The sequence below is a fragment of the Mesomycoplasma neurolyticum genome (assembly GCF_900660485.1).
GTDB lineage: Bacteria > Bacillota_I > Bacilli_A > Mycoplasmatales > Metamycoplasmataceae > Mesomycoplasma_A > Mesomycoplasma_A neurolyticum.
Genome location: NZ_LR214951.1, coordinates 895,705 through 909,888, shown reverse-complemented (window position 1 = coordinate 909,888; position 14,184 = coordinate 895,705). Strand labels below are relative to the sequence as shown.

At 24.6% G+C, this 14,184-nt stretch carries 11 protein-coding genes; all 11 read right to left on the bottom strand.

Features of this window, described 5'->3' with window-relative positions; all coding sequences use genetic code 4:
- Nucleotides 1–3: 3 nt before the first annotated feature.
- The 11 genes from EXC65_RS03765 to EXC65_RS03720 all read right to left on the bottom strand — a co-directional run bounded on the left by EXC65_RS03765 (nt 4) and on the right by EXC65_RS03720 (nt 14,030).
- On the bottom strand, nt 4–426 hold the full coding sequence (locus tag EXC65_RS03765; RefSeq protein ID WP_129720152.1) for a hypothetical protein: 423 nt from the start codon (nt 424–426) through the stop codon (nt 4–6).
- Between the two features lies 1 nt (nt 427).
- Entirely contained in the window at nt 428–847 is a 420-nt protein-coding gene (ruvX, locus tag EXC65_RS03760) for a Holliday junction resolvase RuvX (protein WP_129720151.1), read from the bottom strand.
- Nucleotides 847–3,483 (bottom strand): alanine--tRNA ligase, encoded by a 2,637-nt coding sequence (gene alaS, locus EXC65_RS03755; protein WP_129720150.1) that lies wholly within the window; start codon nt 3,481–3,483, stop codon nt 847–849. Before alaS ends, ruvX begins: the two co-directional genes overlap by 1 nt.
- Nucleotides 3,476–4,585 carry a tRNA 2-thiouridine(34) synthase MnmA gene (mnmA, locus tag EXC65_RS03750; protein ID WP_129720149.1) on the bottom strand — a complete coding sequence of 370 codons (1,110 nt, stop codon included), beginning with the start codon at nt 4,583–4,585 and terminating at the stop codon, nt 3,476–3,478. Before mnmA ends, alaS begins: the two co-directional genes overlap by 8 nt.
- 81 nt (nt 4,586–4,666) lie before the next feature.
- Nucleotides 4,667–5,140: a hypothetical protein gene (locus EXC65_RS04485; protein WP_165001351.1), complete on the bottom strand. Its 474-nt coding sequence runs from the start codon at nt 5,138–5,140 to the stop codon at nt 4,667–4,669.
- 8 nt (nt 5,141–5,148) lie between these two features.
- Entirely contained in the window at nt 5,149–7,758 is a 2,610-nt protein-coding gene (gene secA / locus EXC65_RS03745) for a preprotein translocase subunit SecA (protein ID WP_129720148.1), read from the bottom strand.
- A gap of 110 nt (nt 7,759–7,868) precedes the next feature.
- The gene (tig, locus tag EXC65_RS03740) at nt 7,869–9,158 is read right to left on the bottom strand and encodes a trigger factor (RefSeq protein ID WP_129720147.1); all 1,290 of its coding nucleotides are present in this window, start codon (nt 9,156–9,158) and stop codon (nt 7,869–7,871) included.
- Nucleotides 9,159–9,202: 44 nt separating this feature from the next.
- Nucleotides 9,203–10,429, bottom strand: a complete 1,227-nt coding sequence (locus tag EXC65_RS03735; RefSeq protein WP_129720146.1) for a CNNM domain-containing protein — start codon at nt 10,427–10,429, stop codon at nt 9,203–9,205.
- Nucleotides 10,429–11,754, bottom strand: coding sequence for a replicative DNA helicase (gene dnaB / locus EXC65_RS03730; protein WP_129720145.1), 1,326 nt, complete (start codon nt 11,752–11,754; stop codon nt 10,429–10,431). Before dnaB ends, EXC65_RS03735 begins: the two co-directional genes overlap by 1 nt.
- A complete protein-coding gene (gene rplI, locus EXC65_RS03725) occupies nt 11,747–12,193 on the bottom strand; it encodes a 50S ribosomal protein L9 (protein WP_129720144.1) in 447 nt (148 codons plus the stop codon). Before rplI ends, dnaB begins: the two co-directional genes overlap by 8 nt.
- On the bottom strand, nt 12,174–14,030 hold the full coding sequence (locus EXC65_RS03720; RefSeq protein WP_165001350.1) for a GGDEF domain-containing protein: 1,857 nt from the start codon (nt 14,028–14,030) through the stop codon (nt 12,174–12,176). The genes rplI and EXC65_RS03720 overlap by 20 nt, the downstream gene beginning before the upstream one ends.
- Nucleotides 14,031–14,184 lie beyond the last annotated feature (154 nt).

The window sequence follows — 14,184 nt, the reverse complement described above, 5'->3', positions numbered from 1 at the left end:
AATTTAGTCTTCTATTTCTTCCTTATTTTCTTTAGTGTATGCTGCTGATAATTGATTTAAATTTTTTAATGCTTTTTCAAATTCTTCATTATTTAATTCAAAATTAGAAAAAGTGTATTCAATTTTTTTATTTCCGAAAAAAAATTCTGTTTCACTTGTCATTATAAGGAAAAGTCTAGCTGCTGTTTCAAATTCCTGAATATTAGCTAATGGTTTAATAAATTCAGTCTCTGAATCAAAGTGAGCAATAATCACTTCCTTTTCTTTTTCTCAATAAAGATATATAAATTCTGAATCAAATTCATTAATTAAAGCAATTACATAAACTTCTATTTCTTCTTCTGTGTTATCTTCAAAAACAAATGGGATTTGCATTTTTCTATCTTTTTGTTTTATTTGTATTCTTTCTTTTTTATCTTTTTTCATATTATTTGCCTCTATTTATGTATTTTTCCAAGATAAGTTGTGCAGCTAATTTATCTTTTAAATTTTTTCTTTTTTTTCTTGAAAGATTAGCATTAATTAAAATTTCTGTTGCTTTTTTTGTTGTTTCATTTTCATTAACATAAACAACTGGTATATCAAAATTTTCTTCTAATTTTTGTTTAAATTTTTCAACATTTAATGTCATTGCAATTTTTTCACCTGATATTTTTGTTGGATAACCTAAAATAAATGTATCAATTGAATATTCAGCTAAAATTTTTTGGATTTTCAAAATAACTGCATCATAATTATTTTCATTAAATGAAAAATTTTCTAAAGGAAAAGCCATCATACTAAAAGCATCGCTGATTGCAAAACCACATCTTTTTGTCCCTAAATCTATAGCTAATTTTCTTTTCATTATTTTTTTAAAAACTCTTTAACTTTTGTTTCTAAATTTTCTTCATATGCAATTGCACCTTGTGCTAAAATAGTACTTCCACCACCATTACCTTTAAATTGGGTTAATATTTTTCTCAAAATGTCATTTGCATTATGTTGTTTGGAAGCAACAGTGATTAGTACTTTATCTTTATTATGTGCACCTAAAATAAAAATAGAATTATGATATTTTTCTCTTAAATCCACAGCTATATTTTTAAATTGATTTAATTGTAAATTAAAATTAATAAAATAATTAATGTCATTAAATATTTCAAATTTAGGTATAATATTTACTAAATTTTGTGATGATTTTTTTAGTAAAAGTTTGTAATCTTCTCTTGCTTTTTCAATTAAAATTATAATATTTTTTAAATATTTTTCTTTATCTTCATCTTTTTTTAGTGAAAGTTTATATTCTGAATCAATTTTGAGATTTTTATTAATAATTTGTTGAAGATTTGTTAATTCTGTTAAAATAACACTATTTAAATATTCATTTATTTTTGCATTAGAAGTAATAGCTCTAATTCTAAAAACACCAGTTCCTTTATTTTCAACACTAATGATTTTAAAATTTTCAATTAATTTTGTATTTTTAATATGAGTTCCACCACAAAGGTCGACTGTAATATCTTTAAATTGAACTAATCTAACATTATTTTGATCCATATATTCAGCTTCTTCAAGCGTCATAATTGCATTCATTTTTTCTGCTTCTTTTGTTGTTGTATTTAAATATTTACGATCAACTTCTTGTTTGATATAACTTTGAACTCTTTCTTCGATTTCTTTAATTTCTTCTTTTGTAGGTTTTCTATCTGATGGGAAATCAAATGTTAAACGTTCTTCATTATTATCAGAACCTAGTTGTTTAATATATAAACCATATTGTTCTCTTAGTGATTTAAAAAGAAGGTGTGTAGATGAGTGATTTCTTTCTAAATTTACTCTATTTTTTTTATCAACAAACACTTTGATAGGTTTGTTTTTATCAATTTTTCCTTTTACAACATGGACATTATTAGCAAATTTATCTTTAAAAATTTCAAAAACACAAATTTCATTTCCATCTTGCCACATGGAGCCTTGATCATGTTTTTGTCCGCCGGCTGTTGCATATAAAACTGTTTGATCAAGAATTAGATATGAAATTTCATCTTTATTAGACATTTCAATTTCATGATCTTTATTAGCTAAAAATAATATTTTTGCTTCAATTTCATATGTCTCATAACCAATAAATTCTGAAATTTTGCCTTGTATAGTTGCTAACGAATTAATAACAGTTTTCATTGCCATCTTGTTACTACTTTTTGAAATTTCAGAATGTTTTTTCTTATATTCATCTAATTCTTTTAAATCAAAGTGAATATCTTTTTCAGCTAAAATTTCTTGTGTTAATTCTAAAGGAAAACCATATGTTTCAAAAAGTTTAAAAACTATTGATAAATCAAAATTATCTTTTGATATTTTTTGTTCTAATAATATTTGCCCTTGTTCAATTGTTTGAGAAAATAATTTTTCTTCTTGTTTTATTATTTCAGAAACTTTTTCAACATTAATATCATATGGTAAAGTTTGTTTAACAATATCAGTTAATTTATAAAGAAAAGTTTTAGACTTTATATTTAATTTTAGACCTGCACGATATGAACGCCTTATTAGTCTTCTGATAATATAACCTCTAGAAACATTAGAAGGAGTTACACCATCATTAATAGCATTTACAACAGCTCTAATATGATCAGCAATGATTTTAAAATATGTATTAATTTTAGTTTGAAAAGGTTCTTTTTTAAAATAGTTATCTATTACATATTCAAATTCAGACATTTTTTCAATTTCTCTGATAATTGGTAAAAATAAATCTGTATCAAAATTAGTTGGCACATCTTGAATTATCGAAACTAATCTCTCAAAACCAGCTCCAGTATCAATATTTTTTTGTCTAAGTTCTGTGTAGTTATTTTCACCATCATTATTAAATTGTGAAAATACAATATTTCAAACTTCAATAAAACGATCATTTTCAATGTCGTTTTGTAACAACTCTATACCTCTTTTATCAAATTTTTCACCACGGTCATAAAAAATTTCAGTACATGGGCCACATGGACCTGAACCTAAATCTCAAAAATTAGTTTTTCTTGTTCCTTTAATAATATGTGAAGGATCGATATTTAAATTTAGTCATTGTTGCTTTGTGTAATCATCTTCTTCAAAATAAGTAAAATATAATTTATTTAAATCAAAACCTAAAACATTAATTAAAAAATCATAAGCATATTCAATTGCTTCTTTTTTAAAATAATCCCCAATTGAAAAATTACCAAGCATTTCAAACATTGTGTGGTGCCTAGTTGTAACACCTACATTTTCAATATCATTGGTTCTTATAGCTTTTTGGGAATTTGTCAACCTTAAACTTGGCGGTTGTTTTTTACCAGAAAAATAATCTTTTAAAGTTGCCACTCCTGAGTTAATTCATAAAAGCGATGGATCATCAACAGGTATTAAAGACTTACTTTCTACTATTAAATGATCTTTAGATTTAAAATAATCTAATCATATTTGTCTGATTTCTTTAGAAGATAATTTTTTATTTTTAAACATAATCAATTTCCTTATTTTTTCTATATATTTTGTCTATTGTTGCACCACCGATACATTTATCACCATCATAAAGAACAATGTGTTGGCCAGGCGTTACAGCTTCAAAGCCTTCTGGATATTCAACAACAATATTATTATTTTTTAAAATAGTTAGTGTCACAGGTACACTTTCTTGCCTGTATCTAAATTTAGCTTTTAAATTATAGTAGTCAAATTCATTTTCTATTAAATTAAAATCAGTAGCTAATAATTTATCTGAAATTAATCATTCTTTTTGGGAAGAAGGAGCTACATAAATTTCCTTTTGCTCAATATTATGACCTACTACAAAATACGGTTCCGACATCCCACCAAGATTTAAACCTTTTCTTTGCCCCAAAGTATAATACATCGCGCCTATATGTTGACCTATTATTTTTTTTGTATTAATATCAATTATATTTCCAGGTTGTGCTGGAATATAATTTTGTAAAAAATCACTAAAATTTCTTTCACCAATAAAGCAAATACCTGTAGAGTCTTTTTTGTTGGCAGTTATTAAATCTAGCTTAGCTGCTATTTTTCTAACTTCTTCTTTTTTTAAATTTTCTAAAGGGAAAATAGTTTTTGATAATTGATAATTATTTAATTGAGCTAAAAAATAACTTTGATCTTTTGAACTATCAGCTGCAACATATAACTTACCGTTTTTAACTTTAGCATAATGACCCATAGCTATATAGTCAGCACCATATTCTTCAAGGGCAAAATTTAAAAATTTATCAAATTTTATATATTTATTACACAAAATATCAGGGTTTGGTGTTCTTCCTTTTTTATATTCTGAAATAAAATTTTCAAAAACATTGTCTCAATATTCACTAATAAAATCTTTTCTAAAAATAGGTATATTTAATTTTTTTGCAACAACTTGGGCATCTTGTCAATCTTTTTCTTGAGGACACTGATTTTGTAACATTTTATTGCCTAAAATATCATTATTCACAATCGAATCTCAATTACGCATAAAAACAGCAATCACTTCATGATTTTGCTGTTTTAATAAATATGCTGCAACTGATGAATCAACACCACCTGAAAGTCCTATTACAATTTTAGCCATAATGTAAATTATATATTATATTGCATATTTTGTTTGTTGTTATTATAAAAAACCCACTTTTTATTAAGTGAGTAGTTATAGTTAATTATTTTTAATGTTATTACAAAAATTAAAATTTAAAAATCCAATAAAAATTCAAAAAATATAATGAGATAAAAGTAGGGAAATACTAAAATAAAAAGCATTATCATCATACAATTTAATTCATAAATAAATCAAACCTGCTGTGATAATAGTAAGAAAAGCAATTCAAAAATAAAAGATTTTGACATTATTCTTATTTGTTGTTTTTTTACAAAAGTCACTATGAAATTTTGGATCAACAATAAAATGTAATTTAATTTTTTTATAAGCTCTTTTTTTAAAAAAGACAACAAGAATAATCATAATTCAAATAAAAAAAGTTAAAAAAATGTGGAAAATCAAAAGTTCAATTTTTATTAAATCGTTTTTATAAACAATGGTGCTTTCTGCGATAATTCCAATAGTTGCCAAAATAAATAAAAAAAAGAAAAAATAAGTTAATAATTTTAATAAAATACTTTTTTTAAACATAAATAAAATTAGTTATTATTGCTTTCTAAAATTTTTTTATTTTCATTTAACAAAATTTCTTGAATTTGTTCTTGTGTTAAATTTTTATCTAAAAAAATAATTTTACCATTTTCAAGAATATAAGGTATTTTTTCTGATGCTTTTTTTTGTTGTATAATTTCAAATTCTTTTTGTTCAATCATCTGTTGAACCATTTCTCGTGGTCAATCTTCTTGGTAAACAAAAACTTCACCATTTGATAGAGTGTGCTCAATATAAACTATTTTCATTGCATTTCTGTTGTTAAACAAATCATAAAGCGCTCTATCGCTACTGTCGTTAATAAATACTTCGAATTTTTTGGTTGTTTCTTCTGTAAAAATTTGATAAGGATTTTTTTGTGAATATTGTACTAAATTAGATGAGGAACGTAAACGATCAACTACATCAATATGATCCTGTCATTTATTATCTAATGCAGTTAGCATTATTCTTCTTTCGTCAGAAACATAATATTCTTCACCTAAATTGTTAATCAAATTAATTCTTAAATTATTAAAATAAATATCACATAATTTGTCATATAAATATTCTATTAATTCTTCACGGTGAAACTTCAACATTTCTTTTTTAGAAAATGTAACTTTAGAAATATAAGAAAAGTTGTTATTTAAAAATTCTTCTAAAACTGAATAATTTACTTCATTATTTGCTAAAGCAATAAAATCTAGTGATAATATATTGCGAACACTTCTTTTAATAACTCTTTTAATAAAAATATCTAAATTATCACTATTTAAGATTAAGTCTCTTTGTGTATAAACAAGATCTCTTTGTTGTCTAATAACATCATCATAGCTTAGGACATTTTTTCTATTATCATAATTGAAACCTTCAATTTTTTTCTGAGCTCTATCAAAAAATCTATAAATAGACTTCCCTCGAATTGGTTCTTTACTATCAGAATTAAAGGATTCTTTAATCATTTCAAAATTTGAAAATCTAGTCATTAATAAATCTTCAATTGAAAGATAAAATTTAGTATAACCTACATCTCCTTGTCTTCCTGAACGGCCTTTTAATTGATTATCAATTCTTCTAGATTCAGCTTTATTAATACCCAAAACATAAAGTCCACCTTTTTCTAAAGCTTCAGGTGATGGTTTGATATCTGTTCCTCTTCCGGCCATATTTGTTGCAATAGTAACAGCATATTCTTGACCTGCTTTAGCTATAATTTCAGCTTCAGATTCATTTTGTTTAGCATTTAAAACTGTATGAGGAATATTTTCTTTTTTTAACATTTCATGTAAATGTTCTGATTCATCAATTTGAGAAGTACCAATTAATATTGGTTGCCCAATTTTATAAACTCTTTTAATTTCTTCAACTATAGCATCAAATTTAGCTTGCATTGAGGCAAAAATTAAATCTTTATCATCTTTTCTAATTATAGGTTTGTTAGTATCGATCACATTAACTCTTGTATTATAGATATCAATGAATTCTTGCTCTTCAGTTTTAGCTGTACCAGTCATACCAGCTAATTTTTTAAACATTCTAAATAAATTTTGATAAGTAATAGTTGCTAATGTTTTGGTTTCAGGTTCAATTTCTAAATTTTCTTTTGTTTGTATAGCTTGTTGCAAACCTTCAGAATAAGCTCTACCTTCCATAACTCTTCCTGTAAATGTATCAACAAGTTCTATTTTTTCATCACGCACAATATATTCAACATCTTTTTTCATAATTTTATGAGCACGTAGTGAATTTTGAATTCTATGAACAAGCTCAGAATTTTTTATTTCATATAAATTTCTAAGTTTAAAATAACTATTAGCTTTATCAATTCCACTATCTGTAAGTTTTATTGCTTGCATTTCATGATCAATAAAAAAATCATCATTTGTTAATGTTCTTACAAATAAGTCAGCAGCAACATAAAGATTAGAATTATTTTTTTGTCCCCCTGAAATGATTAAAGGTGTTTTTGCTTCATCAATTAAAATTGAATCAACCTCATCAATTAAAATATAATTAAGTCCTCTTTGTACCTTGCTTTCTTTATCTGTAACCATATTATCTCTTAGATAATCAAAACCTAATTCTGAATGAACAGAATAAGTTATATCACAAGCATAAGCAAATCTTTTAGATTCTGAATCCATTTGCGTTTTATTAACACCAACCGTCAGACCCATTCAACGGTGGACTTGCCCAACTTCTTCAGCATCCCTTTCTGAAAGATACTCATTAACAGTTGATACAATTACTCCGTTGCCTTCTAATGCATTTAAATATACAGGTGCAATTGAAGTTAATGTCTTACCTTCTCCTGTTTTCATTTCAGCAATAGATCCCATGTCTAAAATAAGACCACCTAAAATTTGGACATCATAAGGTCTCTTTTTCAAAACTCTAAAAGTTGCTTCTCTAATGGCTGCAAAAACTTCTACCCTAATTTGTTCTAATGTTTTTTTATTTTGCAATTGTTCTTTAAAAACATTAGTCATATTTTGCAATTCAGAATCTGGCATCTGAGAATATTTAGAAGATAGTGCATTAATTTCTTCTAAAAGTTTATGTGCAATTTTTATTTCTGCAGATCTAGATAGATTTTCTTTAATTTTTTTTCACATATTTGTAATATTTCACTCCATAATATAAAGAAATAAAGACTCAAAGAGTCTTTATAATTTATTTATTAGTTCTATTTTAATAATATACTAAAAACTCTAAATTTTAATTATTAGTTATTTTTAGAATTATATTCAGCTAATCTTTTAATAACTTTTCTATTAATAATAGGAATTTGTAATTGTTGTTTTGTAACTAAATTTTTTAATTCATCTGCTGTTGTTTTGTAGAATTTAGCTAATTTTTGATATTCTTGTTCATAATCTTCCAGAGTTGCTTCAATAACTTCTGATCTCGCAAGTGCAATATAAACAAAACTTTCTTTTAAGTTTTTTATAGCTTCTTCACGATATTGCTCTTCTATTTTACTTTGTGTTGAACCAGTTATTTTGAAAAATTCTTTTAAATCAAAACCTTGTTGTTTGATGTGTTTTTCAAATGTTTGAACTAGTCTTTTAACTTCTTGTTCAATTAAAATCTTTGAAACTGGTATTTCCACTTTAGAAATGATTTCTGCAAAACTTGCTTTTTGAAAATCAACCAAAGATTTTTCCGCATTTTCTTCAGAAAGTAAATTTTTGTAGTATTTTTTTAACTCTTCAATATTACTTACATTATCAAGATTTAACTCTTTGATGAATTTATCATTTAATTCAACTTTTTCATGAGTTTTAATTTTTTTAATTTCAACATCAAAAATTGCTTCTTTATTTGCTAATTTTGGTGAATGATATTCTTTAGGGAAGGTAATTTTAAGTTGTTTTTTATCTCCTTTTTTTAATCCAATCATTCCATCTTCAAAACCAGGAACAAATTGTTTAGAACCTATTACTAATTCAAAATCTTCTGCAGAGCCCCCGTCAAATTCTTCTCCATCTAAAGTACCTTTAAAATCAAAAACTGCATGATCACTTTCTTTAATCGGACCATCATATTCAACCATTTTCCCTTTTGAAACAAGTAATTTATTGATAGCTTCTTCTACATCAGCATCTGTCGTTTGTTTAAGTTCATATTTGGTTTTTAATTCACGATATTTTGGTAATTCAAATTTTGGATAAATTGGATAAAGTCCAGAAATTACTAATTTTTCTAAAGTTATTTCTTGAATTTCAAATGATCTTGCATTTCCAACAACATCATCTTTTTCTGTGATTTGATCATTCATCATAGGGATAATTTCTTTTTCTATTTTTTGAATGGCTTTAGATAAAATTTGTTCTGGATCTATTAATTTTAATGCTTTTTCTTTTGGAACTTTTCCTTTTCTAAAACCTGGAATTTTAACATTTTTTATTAAATCATTTTTTGCATTCTCTAATGCTTTTTGTCATTTTTCTTTTTCAACTTCTAATGTTATTTTTAATTCTGCTGAATCTTTTAATAAATCTTTTTTAATCATTTTACTCTCCTTACTATTAGTAATTTTAAATTATAAAACTTTTTTTAATTTTCTAATAAAACTTCAAATTTTATTTCTTTATTTTTCTTATTTTCAATAACTTTGTAATACAAATTATTTTCTTTGTGTTTAAATTTTAAGTTCATTTTTTTTGTTGTTAATGTTTCTAAATATTTTCCGATTGTTTCTTCTTCTAATGGGATGTCAACTTCTAATATTTTATTTATTTTATCAATTTTTGTTGAATAATGAACAATAATTTTGTTTGCATTAATTATATAAATCTCATTTTCATCACGAAAATCATGTTCATCATAAATTTCACCAACAAGTTCTTCAATAATATCTTCAATAGTTATAATCCCAATAATAGTTTTATCTTCATTATTTTTTGTTATAAAAGCAAAATGACTTTGATTTTCTTTTAGTTTATACAATGCATTTTTTAATAATGTGTTTGAAGATATATTAGGAACTTTAACAATAAATTTATCAATTTCAAAATCTTCTTCATTTTTTAAATAAAAAATATCTTTTAATAAAATAATACCAATAAACTTTTTATTTTTTTCAACTGGAAGTCTTGAAAAACCAGTGTCATAAAAGATGTTTCTAATTTCTTCTAGTGTGCTTTCATACTTAATAGATGTTGTTTTTCTAAGTCTTGTATAATGTTTGTGAACCTTAATAGAGTCAAAATCTAATGCTCGTTTTGTTAAAAGTGACTCTTCTTTTTCCAAAACACCTTCTTTTCCTGCAATATCAATAATATATTTAAGTTCGCTTTCTGTATTGGTGATAGGATTTTCCTTTGAAATTTTAGAAATCAAAAATGTAATTGGTCAAAATAAATAATAAAAAAAATATATAATTCATCAAGTATTTTTTAAAAAAGTTATTGGGAATTTTCTCGCAATAATTTTAGGGATAATTTCACCAATTAAAACAATAATAGGTGTCATAATAGCTGTTGATATAATAATTTCTCAATTATTATTTAAACTTAATGAACTAACTATAGCACTCATAGTTGCAGATGCTGCAATATTAACAATATTATTAATTAACAAAATTGTTGATAAAGTGCCTGAAAATTTTTTATGCAATTTTAAAATTTTCTTTTTAACGAATTGGTGTTTATCTTTAAAATAATCTTCAAGTTTGGCTGTATTAATTGATAAAAATGATGTTTCAGAAGCTGATGATAAAGATGAAATTATCACTAATATAAATATTAATAATGATAAAATAATTAATTTCAAATCTTGCATTATGATTCACCTTCTTCAAAAAATAAACCTATTTTTGGGTCAAATTGTAACACAATATCCCCTGTTGCTCCATTTCTATGCTTAGCAATAATTAAATTGGTATCTTGAATTTCATTTTTAGGCACATCTTTTTTATAATAATTAGGTCTATGTAAAAATGCTACAATATCAGCATCTTGCTCAATAGCACCTGATTCTCTAAGATCTGACATCAATGGTCTTTTATCTTCTCTTTCTTCAACTTTTCTTGATAATTGTGATAATGCAATAACAGGGCAATTAATTTCTCTTGCCAACTGTTTTAGTTGTCTAGATATTTTAGAAACTTCTACCTGTCTATTATTGCCTGAACTTGCTAAATCAATCAGTTGTAGATAATCTACTATAATTAAATCAATTTTTTTAATTCTATTCATTAATTTTTTAGTTTTTCAAATCAACTCATGAAGTTTCAAACCTCCTGAATCATCAATAAAAAGTTTATAATTATTAATTTTTTTTATATGCTCTGAAATATTTAGTCATTCATAACTAGTTAATAAATGAGGTTTTTTAAAAGAATTACCTTCAATACCTGTGTTAGAAGCTAAAATCCTTGTAACAAGCTGACTAGCTTGCATTTCTAAAGAAAAAAAAGCACATGTTTTATCATTTTCTACAGCATTACGCGCTAAATTAAGAGCCATTGCTGTTTTTCCCATAGAAGGTCTTGCTGCTAGAATTATTAAATCACCATTTTGTAAACCTGAAGTTATACGATCTAAACTTGGAAAACCTGTACTAATTCCTTTAAGATTTTGATCATTTTTTCTAGAAAATAAATCATTAAGAATTTCTTGTGTAATTTTTTTTATTTCTTGAAAATCTTTAATTTCAACACCCCGTGATATTTCGATTAATTTTGCTTCAAAATTATTTAAAATATCTTCTGCATTAACTGTTTCATTAGTGTTGATTTCTTTTACAGCAAAATCAATAGCAATTTTAGCTTTTCTTAAATTTGATTTTTCTATGAGTAAACTCATCGCTTCACGCACAGTTGAATAATATGGTGCATCTTCTAAATAAATAAGCAAATCCGATACTTCTTTTACATATGAATTTGCATTTTTTTCGTTAATTCAATTTAAAATACTAATTTGATCAACAGTTTTTGAAGCAAAAAATAAATCACTCATTGCTTCAAAAACTATCTTATTTTTTGGTCAGTAAAAATCATTTTTTTCAATATAAGGGATAATTTTATTATGTTCTTCTTTGTTTAATAAAATATAACTTATAATCGAGTTTTCAACATCTTCAGTTAAATATAATTTTCTAGACATCTTGTTTTATAACCTTTATTCTTAAATGTGCTATAACATCTTTATGTAATTTAATGTTAAGTGATCTTAAACCAAAAGAATTAATATGAATATGTTCTTCTAGAGTATGTTTTGGAAGTTTGATATTCAATTCTTCTAATTTTTTATGAATTTTTTTAGCTGTAATTGAATTATGAGGAACATCATTGTGTGCCTTTAGTTTAAATTCTATTATAGTATTGTTAATTTTTTCAGCTAATTGCTTCGCTTCTTCAACTTTTTGTTTAATTTTATTGTTTTCTTCTTCAATTCTTTTTTCTAAAAATAAAGTTGTTGTTTTATTCACTGGGAGAGCATAGCCATTTTTAATTAAAAAGTTTTTAGCATAACCATCAGATACTTCCACAACTTGATTTAATTTATAATCTTTATTAAATTCTTTAATTATTATTACTTTCATTTTTCACACTCACTATTGCTTGTCTTATATTATCAACAAAAACCTCAAGAGTTTCACCTGAACTTTCAGCTGCTGATGCAGCGAAGTGACCACCACCACCAACTCTTTCAGCAATAATTTGAACATTAGCTGTTCCATTACTTCTTGCTGACATTTTATATTTATCTCCATTTTTTATTTTAGCTATAATAAATACAGCTTGTCTACCTTGTACATTAAGCATAAAATCTGCTGCCATAGAAATAACATCAATATCTGCTTCTTGCTTAGAATATGCCATAAGATAACCGGGTTTTACTTCTTCATGCTTATATGTTAATTCTTTAATTAAATTGAAAATTTCTTCGCTATATTTTAATGTTTCAACTGAAATTTTACTTTGTGCTCCATATGTAATTAAAAATGCTGCTGCATCAAAAGTTTTAGTAGAAGTAGATTTAGAAAATTGTTTTGTATCCATATAAATACCATTTAATAACATTTGAGCTATAAAACTGTCAATAAATTTAACTTCTGATGTTGTATATAAATTTATAATATCTGTAACTATCTCTGATGTTGAAGAAGTTGTTGTATCTATATATTCATTTCCACTGGATATAAATTCAAGATTTTGATCACCAATTCTATGGTGATCAAAAATAAAGACATTTTCCGGTTTAGTTTTAGCAAAAGCATCTTCATTTTCAATTCTTTTTCTATCTGCTGTATCAACCATAATTACAATTGTATTTTCATCAGTCATTTTTTTAGCAACTGATGGTTTAATAAATATTTTATCAGGAAAGAAATTTATATTTGCTCTTATAAACATTTCAGTTGTTGTATCAAAAGTAGAATTTTGAATATAAAAATTTTTCTTTTGCTTGTACTTATATTTAGAATAATTTACTAAAAAATGACCTAGTCCATATGCAGAACCTAATGCATCTAAATCTGAAAACTTATGACCATAAATAATAATATTTTTTATTTCTGGTTTTTTAAGCCTATTTAATAAATTTTTAGAAACATAATTAAGTTCACTTCTACTAATACTTGGTTCAATTTCCATATTTGAACCATAAACAATCGGTTTATTACCATATTTAAAAACTGTAACTTGGTTACCACCTCTTGTTTTTGAAAAAAGCAAAGCATCTTTTGCAAGTTGATTTAATTTTAAAATTTCATCTGTTCCATAAGCAAATCCTATTGAAAAAGTTATGGGTTGATTCGCAACTTTGTAATTTGATAATTTAGTTTCGATTTCTTTAAAAGTGTCAAAATTTTTTGTTCTAAATTTAGCAAAATTTTCATAATTTGTTATTAGTAAAAATTTACCATTAGCATACTGTTTATATGAAAAATTCATTTTACTTGAAATTTCTTCTAACAAATTAACTGCAGTAATTTGATATTTGAAAAAATCTTCTTGAACCATAACAGTTGATAACAAATGATAATTATCAATCTCTAATTCACCTACAACTATTTTTTCATTTATATAATTCTTTAAAATATTTTCAGAAATTGTAACATCACTTATTGTAATAATGTTTTTATCATTATATTTTTTGATACGATATTCAAAACCAGAATGTTTGTAGTCTCATTCATAATCTAAAATATTTAAATTGCTATTTTGCTTTTCATCATTAAATAAAAAATCAACGCTTTTCCCTATTATTTGTTCACCAAATCTTTTTTTAATAAAAGAAGAAATTCAAATTATCTTTCCATTTGCAGAATATAAAATTAAACCTAAATTATTTTCTTCCACTACATCATTTACATATTCATAAATAGATGAATTAACAACATTAGTTCTTCTTAAGTAATATTTGATAATTTTCATAAACAAATAATTAATTAAAATAAGGTTGAGTATAATAATTATTGATGAAAATCACAATGGGAATGTTATAAACTGCAAAATAATTAATGAAAGCAAAATAAAACTAGTGAAAATAACAAAAAAAATTATTACTAATTCTAAAAACTTGGGTCTA